Source organism: Ruegeria sp. AK11 (assembly GCF_056541095.1).
The window spans coordinates 55,949-64,204 of record NZ_JBQFXU010000014.1 but is presented as its reverse complement, the minus strand read 5'-3'; the positions used below and the strand labels follow the sequence as shown (position 1 = coordinate 64,204).

General features: G+C 52.7%; 8 protein-coding genes. 2 read left to right on the top strand and 6 right to left on the bottom strand.

Features of this window, described 5'->3' with window-relative positions; translation table 11 throughout:
• The first annotated feature begins 429 nt into the window (after positions 1-429).
• Entirely contained in the window at positions 430-1,830 is a 1,401-nt protein-coding gene (locus tag ACR0D9_RS19385) for an AAA family ATPase (RefSeq protein WP_480539915.1), read from the top strand.
• Between the two features lie 17 nt (positions 1,831-1,847).
• Complete coding sequence (locus ACR0D9_RS19380; RefSeq protein ID WP_480539913.1) at positions 1,848-2,690, top strand: hypothetical protein; 843 nt, start codon at positions 1,848-1,850, stop codon at positions 2,688-2,690.
• Between the two features lie 269 nt (positions 2,691-2,959).
• Here the strand turns inward: ACR0D9_RS19380 and ACR0D9_RS19375 are convergent, their stop codons facing one another.
• The 6 genes from ACR0D9_RS19375 to ACR0D9_RS19350 all read right to left on the bottom strand — a co-directional run bounded on the left by ACR0D9_RS19375 (position 2,960) and on the right by ACR0D9_RS19350 (position 8,172).
• Positions 2,960-4,108, bottom strand: coding sequence for a hypothetical protein (locus ACR0D9_RS19375; protein WP_480539911.1), 1,149 nt, complete (start codon positions 4,106-4,108; stop codon positions 2,960-2,962).
• A gap of 187 nt (positions 4,109-4,295) precedes the next feature.
• Complete coding sequence (locus ACR0D9_RS19370) at positions 4,296-4,514, bottom strand: hypothetical protein (protein WP_480474874.1); 219 nt, start codon at positions 4,512-4,514, stop codon at positions 4,296-4,298.
• Positions 4,515-4,636: 122 nt separating this feature from the next.
• Positions 4,637-4,876, bottom strand: a complete 240-nt coding sequence (locus ACR0D9_RS19365) for a helix-turn-helix domain-containing protein (protein WP_480474875.1) — start codon at positions 4,874-4,876, stop codon at positions 4,637-4,639.
• A 120-nt stretch (positions 4,877-4,996) separates the two neighbouring features.
• Entirely contained in the window at positions 4,997-5,608 is a 612-nt protein-coding gene (locus ACR0D9_RS19360; RefSeq protein WP_480539909.1) for a hypothetical protein, read from the bottom strand.
• A gap of 382 nt (positions 5,609-5,990) precedes the next feature.
• Entirely contained in the window at positions 5,991-6,602 is a 612-nt protein-coding gene (locus ACR0D9_RS19355; RefSeq protein WP_480539907.1) for a hypothetical protein, read from the bottom strand.
• Between the two features lie 385 nt (positions 6,603-6,987).
• Positions 6,988-8,172: a tyrosine-type recombinase/integrase gene (locus tag ACR0D9_RS19350; protein WP_480539905.1), complete on the bottom strand. Its 1,185-nt coding sequence runs from the start codon at positions 8,170-8,172 to the stop codon at positions 6,988-6,990.
• Positions 8,173-8,256 lie beyond the last annotated feature (84 nt).

Sequence of the window (8,256 nt, the reverse complement as noted above, 5' to 3'; positions counted from 1 at the left end):
CCGGTAGCTCGTCAGGCTCATAACCTGAAGGTCGCAGGTTCAAATCCTGCTCCCGCAACCAATACTTCAAGTCAGATATCAAACACTTAGCCTCGCATCACGCGAGGCTTTTTGTTTTGTGCGACAGCCCGTGGAAGCACTGTGGAAGCAAGCGAAACGTAATAGACGTGTGTTGAACGGGCAACAGAAGAAGCTTACCCAAATCCAAGCAATTGGTCGCGAGGAGCCCTTTCCAGACCTGCAACGCCTTCAGGGTCTTCGCATATGCAGCGAAACCCGACTGCCAGAACCGGACCTCCAGAGCCATTCTGGGTTTCGCTCAAACAGCGAGTCTTCAACAGTGAGATTCCCTTGGCTCGATTAGCGTTGTGCACATGAATCCAGACAGTATAAGCTATGGCGTGAAAACAGATATTGAGAACATGTTTGATGGAAACCGGTACAATTGAGAGCATTCAGGTTAAAGAGCTGTTTGGTCAGTTTAGTTACTTGTTACCTGACTGCGGCTCACTAACAAATCCTGCAATTCTCTATGGGGATAATGGGGTCGGGAAAAGTACGCTTCTGACTCTGGTATTCCATCTTTTATCCAGTGCAGGAGATCGAGGACATAGAACCGCCATTTGGAATACCGCGTTCCAATCATTAGTTGTTAAACTGAAGAACGGCTATGTGCTAAGGGCCGACAGAACAGACGGGCCACATGCACCAGTCGTTGTTTTCTCAATCCTCAAAGGTAAAGCGCTTCAAGCAGAGTGGACGTACAGCAAAGGCGGGCGAGAGCACGACTACGTCCTTAATGAAGATATTAGTGACATCGTTTTGGAGCAACTTATCAACGAGAATAAGATTTCCGCTTCCGTGGCCTTGGAGTTACGGAGGAAGCACAAGACTGCTGAAAATGACGGGGTCGCACGGGGAGAGCGACAATATCTGAAGGCTTTGGAGAGTTGTTCGCCAACGATTTTTTTGGTCAGCGCAGAACGTCGCCTAGATAGCGACACTGTCTCCGACCCTGCTGAAGAAATCGAGCTACGCGAAATTTTGCATGACAGACGTGGCCGCCGAATGCGTGATCTCGTTAAAGGATCTAGGCAGATCGCGCTCAAGCAAGCATTGATGAAAGCCTCGAGATGGGTTCAAAACAAGGCCCTTCGGAGCGCCACGCAGGGATCGATGAACGTTCATTCGGTTTATGAGCGCGTATTAAATCAATTAGCAGTTGACTACGCAGTTGAGACAAGTGACAGCCAGCTTAGCAATGTAGAAAACCTACTTACTCAACTTGATAACATTGAGAGAGATAGCCAAAGTTACTCTGCCTACGAAATAACCGGTGCCATTGATATGGCCCAATTCAGAGCAGCATTGACGTCAGGCCCCGAGCAGGGGAGGAGTATATCGGCGAAGCTGGTTGATCCTTATGTACGCTCCGTTCTCAGCCGCCTAGAAGCTATCGATCCCATCTACCGGACGCTGGATGAGTTTATTAAGCAAATTAACTCCTTTTTGACAAGAAAGGAGATGACTTTCTCAATGTCGAGAGGGTTTTCCGTTGTGAATGAAGTAGGCGACGAACTTGAGGCATCTCAGCTCTCCTCAGGTGAACAACAGCTTCTACTCATGTTTTGCTATGCCCTGACAGCTCAGGATCAACCCAGCGTTTTTATGGTCGATGAACCTGAAATTTCGCTTAACGTTAAATGGCAAAGACAACTACTAAGGGCGCTTGCCAAAATAACTTACGGCACAGAAACTCAGTTTATTTTTGCTTCACATTCGTTGGAGTTAATTGCGCAGCACCGGTCTTCTGTTGTTGAAATCGGCTGAAGAGAAGTCCATTTTCAATGAGTATTCCAAAACGCAAAATAGCGGAAATCAAAGCCCGTTATGAACTAGAGCCTGAACTAAACGATGTCTATTTGGAAGGCGTTTTCGACAAAGAGATTTTGGATGCTGCACTTCAACACACGCCAGATACCTTTCGACCGTGCTACGCTATCGACGATATTGAAGTCGACGCCGCCGTGCTTGCTAAGTATGGCCTAACCAGCGGAAATAGGCAGCGGGTTATAGCTCTGGCAGGTGAGTTGAATTTACCCGAGAACACAAGCGTACGGCTTGTGGTTGATAGAGATTTTGAAGACTGGCTACCAACTTTGCCAAAGGTAAATGGTTTGGTTACTACGAAATTCTGCGATGTCGAAACTGTGTACTTCCACGATGCATTTGTGAAACAGGTTTTGGTCGACGCCTCACGCTGCAGGATAGACAACTGGGATAGGTTTTTTGAAGCCTTGAAGGCGCGGCTCTGCGAATTGTACTGCATACGGTTGGAGATTGAAGCGTGCAAGATCGGTTCGGGGTTAATAGACTTTACGCGATGTCTAAAGTTTGTTGATGGCTTGCCCAGTCTCAATGTTCCCAACCTGATCGAAAGGAGCCTGTCTGGGTGTTGCAGCAAAACTGACCGAGAAGAACTTCTAACGAATGTTAAACGACGGAAAATTGTAATGGCAGACAAGCCGCATCAATTAGTTTCGCGAGGGCATGACTTTATAAGGCTCGTGGCATGGTGTGTTCGAATGACTAAGGGAGTTAAGTGTTTCCAAGACGAAGAAGCCCTGACACGTTTGTTGGTTCTATTCGCTGGCAACGAAAAAGACGACCTACTCCATCCTATTTCTTAACCCAAATATCGATGTGATTGCACTTTTAGAAGATAGTAAGAAATTGAGTGTTAGGGGTCGTATATTAGCTTCTCGCTAAAGAAACTTTACTTTGCCAAGTCTGTCTCCAACCCTTTTTGAATTTCACTCGGAATAAACCGTTTAACATTGGGCGTTAAAGATAAATTTAAGGAGCTTGCTTTGTCATCTTCAATCCTATTTTTCGCGCAATTACGGCCATTAGAAGTAATCAAGGCTGCGACCGCAGCGAAGGTCCGCTTGGTGGCCTCTCAAGACAACCGATACTTTCCGCGCGCCTTGGAAAGCCGTTCTTCGAGTGGGGTGGTATGCTCTGCAACGAGCCGAGCCAACACGTCGGAGTGACTTTCCAAAAAATCACTAAAATTGTGCGCACAAACGTCTGAAATTGCTGCGCGCGTGACGAACAATCCTGCAAGCTGGGCGTCCAGTTCACGCATCTTAGCAGTTCGGTTGGCTTCCATCACGTCGCAGGGCAAAACGCCCGCGCAGTTCTGTAGCAAGTCGTTGCCAACCACAGCTTCGAATTGCCGCCAAAGCTCGTGTGTGGGCCAACGGGCGCGGTTTCCGTCTGCGGTCGGTATGCAGTAGCGAATGCGCCCCAAAGCGTCTGTGAAGGCGTCTCCGATGATGTCATGAACATCCTGCCAGTTCCGCATCTCGAAGCGGTTGCGGAGTTGCTTGGAGCCAAGCCGCATCTCAAAGCGCCAAACCTGACTTGAAGTTCGGTCGGTCAGATCAAGTGCCGGTTTACCTTTGGCTTCAAGTGCTGCGTTCCAAATGGTCAGCCAGCCCATCTTGTTTTGCTGGATCACCTCGGCCCGTTTGTCATAGATCGCCAACTGCCGGTTGGCGACGGCCCCGGCACGCAGACCAACCACGCGCGCCCCGCTGGAAACCATCGCAGTTTCATCAACCCCAGTATATTCCGTGACCTTGGTGCCGGGCGGAACAACCAATGCTTCGCGGTCTGGTTCAAACCAAGGGGCCAGCAAGTCCACGGCGAAGTCAGCCCGCGCGACCCGCAATTGAGTTTCTACGTATTTGATCCCGAATGCTTCCATGCAGTCGCGAAAGTGTTGCTCCGCCCTCTCAAGGCCGCCTGTGGCGAGACCAAAAGCGCGGAAATCGACAGTGATGCCGGGATTGTTTGGAATGCGGTCTTGCGGGTCTTGGAACAGCCACACAGCCCCATGGTCGCCAGTGTGAGCGGTGAAGCCGCGCGCGCCCTTGCTAGTCACATTCAACGACACTGAGCCGAATTCTAGAACGCAATCGCTATAGGTTTCTTTGGCATGTTGCTTGGCGGAGGCCAATTCGTCGCGAAAGTTGTCTGGGATATCCGCTTGGATAGTGAATTTCAGCCCATCAAACCCGGAATGCAGGATTGTTGCCTCCATTTGCGCTGACCTTCGCTTTCGTATTCGTGGAGGGGGGTGTTACAAGACCCCCCTCTATCGCGGCATGCCCTGCCGCTGGGATAATTGGCAATGTGGGGAAAAGATTGTGGGGGCTTACGCCCCCTGAGTGCCTCCGGCGGAGCAGCATTTGTTTTGGGGCCGGAGCGAAGCCGCTCCGGTGCTGCCACTACCTGGCATTGGTTTGACGGCCAATCCAGATTTCGGCGCGCTCCGCGCATTTGGCGATATTGAGCAGGTCCGAATGGTGGAAGCTGGTCGAACTCCGCCATTCGCCGGTATCGGTCTTGTAAGAGCGGGACATATCGACCGAGTAGAAGCCATCATTGTCCCAGATGGTTGCGGTGATCAGGCCAATCTTGAATTTCTGTGCTGGCTGGTTTGCCATGGTTCAGTGTCTTTCTGTTGATGTTTGTGAAAAGGGGCGCAGGACCGTTTCGCCCGCGCCCCGTCAGAGCCATTCCGGCCCCAAAATCCCGCACGGCGCTGCCAACCCCGTGCGGGCAAAACTCAGACTTGCGAGGTGTTACGGCGGCGGCGACCTTCGGCCCAAATGCGCAGATCGCGACGGCGGTAGCGAACTGACCGGCCCGGTTTGTAGAAGGAAGGGCCAAAGCCTGTGACGCGCCATTTCTGCATGGTGCGCACGCTTTGGCAGAGATAGTCTGCTGCCTCGGTCTCAGTGATAAATCCATCCCAATAGTCTGATGTGGGGATGATCTGCTCGGTGGCGATTGCCTGCTGTTGCATGTTGTTCGTCCTTTCAGTGCAAAATGCTATGGGGCGAACATAGGAGCGCTTGGGTGCGAATTTCGAGCGAAACCGCTGGACGAATTAACCGCGAATCTGAACAACAATTCGTTCAGTAGGCTAAGCGCGCTCACGGATGCAATCTTTTAACTCCCTCATGACGCGCGACGTTGGAATGCTTGGATCGACTTTCCGAAATGCCTCAGTGCAAAAGCGAGCGGCGTTTGTTATCGGCTCGCCTGACGAAGTAACGCCCCGTGTAAACGCCTGACTGGTCGTTCCATTCCAAAGATCAGCGATGTTACGCATCCATAGACGCAACCCGTATGAGCGGACTTGTCCGGGTCTTCCTTTCGGGAGGTTGGCGCTTCTGCTGGTGGCTGCAATTTCCAAACCTTCAATCACTGAACGCAGCGTTGGAACATCCAAAATCACGCAAGGGACACCAATTTCCAGATGCTTCAAAGACACCGCCAGAGAGGGCTCGCTTGGGGCGGCTAATGATCCAGTAATACTTTTCTCCGCGTCACTATCAGCGTGCCTGTCGAGTTCCGACTGTGCTTTCCATGACAACTGCTCAAGTGAAGATTTCAGCCGATTGGCTTGTTTCGCTATGTCCTTCAGCTCGCGCGCAACGTCGCTGTTTCGAGGAAGATTCTCAAATTTCGCAGTTTCCCAGCGGTACATAGCAGCGCTGTGTTCAAGTTTTTCCGTGAAAACCCCGATGTTCACAGGGTAGAGCTCCCCAACTTCACAAAGGTTTTGAACGTCGTTGGCATCGTATGTGTCTTTGTAGAATCTTGGTGGAACTACTTGGTTTTCGGGTACGATAAGTATGGGACTGCCTCTTCTATCGTGGACGAGCTTAACCGGGTTCCGATTCTTCTTATCTGGGTTTGCCTTTTATCGGGTAAGGCATGCGTCTGGTAGGTATGACGAGGCGCAAAGTATAGCCACTAGTTTGAGAACGGGCGCATACTGCGGTGTAACCCAATGTTGCGCTAACTAGAGGCTGACAGGCCAATAGCTTGAAAGTCTGCTCTGCGGACTTTGTTGCCTTTCGCTGCGCCATGCACGAAAGTCCATCACCTAAAAAGATGGGAGATTGAAACTGTTACGCATCATCCAGCGAGGCGATGAACGCGTCGAACGCTTCCAAGTTATATCGGAGCTCGTTCGAACGTAGTTCGTCGATCAGCAGACCTCCATGTGGCAGTTGCCATTGGACGCGTCCACATAAAACTGCATCTAGGGCACGATACCAACGCACGAGCGGTTCTTGGAGGCGGACGTGAAGGTCGAACCGCGTCCGAACTCTTGTCTTATCTCCATCACTTTGCCTGCGAGCCGTATCAGGGTCGATCGTCTTCACAAAGTACGCGTCCGCGAAACCAATTCTTCTATCTTGGATAGCGTCGCGTGTCGTTTGGGCCTGCAACTCCCACTGGGCGCGCTGGCCAGCGCCAGCTTGGAACAGCGTCCATGAGTAGTGAAGCTTGAGTGGATCGGTGTCACATACCGCCAGTCCCCGAGCAGCTTCCATCGCCAGGGCGTCGCCCCACCGCTTCACGTTCCAGTCGGTCCAGTAGCGTGCGGTCGCCAGGCCTTGCGCCGGTTGGTTGCCGCGATCGGATGGGAAGGTTTCGGGGATCAAGTGCTCGCCAGCGTGGCTCCGGCACCAAGTCGTCTTGCCCGCCGCGCTTATCCCCTCCACCACAACGATCATGTTTGCTCCCGTTCTTCCCGACGCTCCGCTTGGATGCACCGTCGCATAACGTCAATTTCGCATGCCTGATCCGATTCAAAAGCATCCATGGGTGTCTCAAAACGCTCTAATAGATGGGTTTGGACCTAAACGGAACACCTACTCGGCAAATCGGACGACCCCAAAGCTGCCCTTCGATCACGGTGCAGCATCGGTCAAAGAGGGCTCAGACCCGTCATTCGAGAAATCGGCTTGAGGCGTAGCTTTACCCTACCCGGGGTATACCCGGCCCCGCGTATACCCCGGGTAGGGAGGAAATCCCTATGTAACGTATTGTATACGTAGACGCCCTACGTAATGTAGCCCGCCTATGTATACGTTTATGGGGCCGGTCCCGCAAAATGCCTTACCTAACTAGGCGCAGCCCATGGCTGGGTTCCTGCGCACCGACGAATGTGTTGAGCCGCGCGGCGTTTTCTTCCGCCGCTCGCCGTACCGGATCATCAGCCAGATGCGCATACCGCATCGTGGTTTGAATCTGACTGTGACCTAGCAGCCGACCGACCATCTGGATTGGCATGCCCGACGACACGGCATTCGACGCATAGGTGTGGCGTAGGTCATGAATACGAACATCATTCAAACCGGCCTGCTTACGTATACGACGCCATGGTTTTTGCAGGTCGGTCGCGTAATGGCCGGGAACAGCCCCGGCTATAACGTAAGTGTTGTCAGGAAGCCGTGGCAGCGCGCTCAGAACCGCTCGGGCCGCTTGGGGCAGGGGAATCCGCCGCGCGCCTGTTTTGGTGTCTGGAAGCTCCATTCCGGCGTCTGTGATGAAGGACCATTGCAAGGTTTGGATTTCACCAAGGCGGCATCCAGTCAGGATCAGTAATCGGAAGGCAGCGACAACAAAGGGCGTCTCCGATCCATCCTGCTCCGAATCCGTCAGAGCCTGTCCGAGTCGTTGCAATTCGTCTGGGCTCAGAAACCGTTCTCGTTTCTCTTCGCGGTACTTCGGGACATGGCGACAGGGGTTTGATCCGTCAGGCCGCAAGCCCCAGATTTCCGCGAGATTGAACATCTTGGACAACACGCCCAATGTCCGATTGGCTTGATAGGGTTTGCCCCGAAACTTGTGGTGCAACTCGGCTATGTCTTTTCGTTCCACATCGACCACTTTAAAGCTGCCAATGGCCGGAACAATGAATAGGTCGATGGCCCTGCGGTATTCCCCTTGGGTGGACGGCTTGCAGCGCTCCTTGACGTGAGAGTCAAAGAACCGCTCACACAGGGCAGCGACCGTGGGCGCACGGCGATGCTGTGCAATCTCTTCGGCTGGGTTCTCGCCCTTGGCGACTTGGCCCATCAGTTCCTTGGCCAGTTTCCGCGCCTCGTCGACAGTGATCTTGCCATGTCGACCGATAGAAACGCGCCGTGTCCGTCCGCCTTTGCGATACTGAGCTTGATAGGTCTTGGCCCCGGAGGGCATAACGCGGACCCCAAACCCGGCTATCTGGCTGTCCCAGACAAAGTAATCTTTCGCCTCAACAGGCAGGGCTTCTACGGCACGTTTGGTCAGTTTGGGCATCCCTCATCCTTTCTCTGTCATCGCCCCGTGGAAGCATTGTGGAAGCAACTGGAAGCGGTTCATGGCGTAAGAGGCAGGAATGGA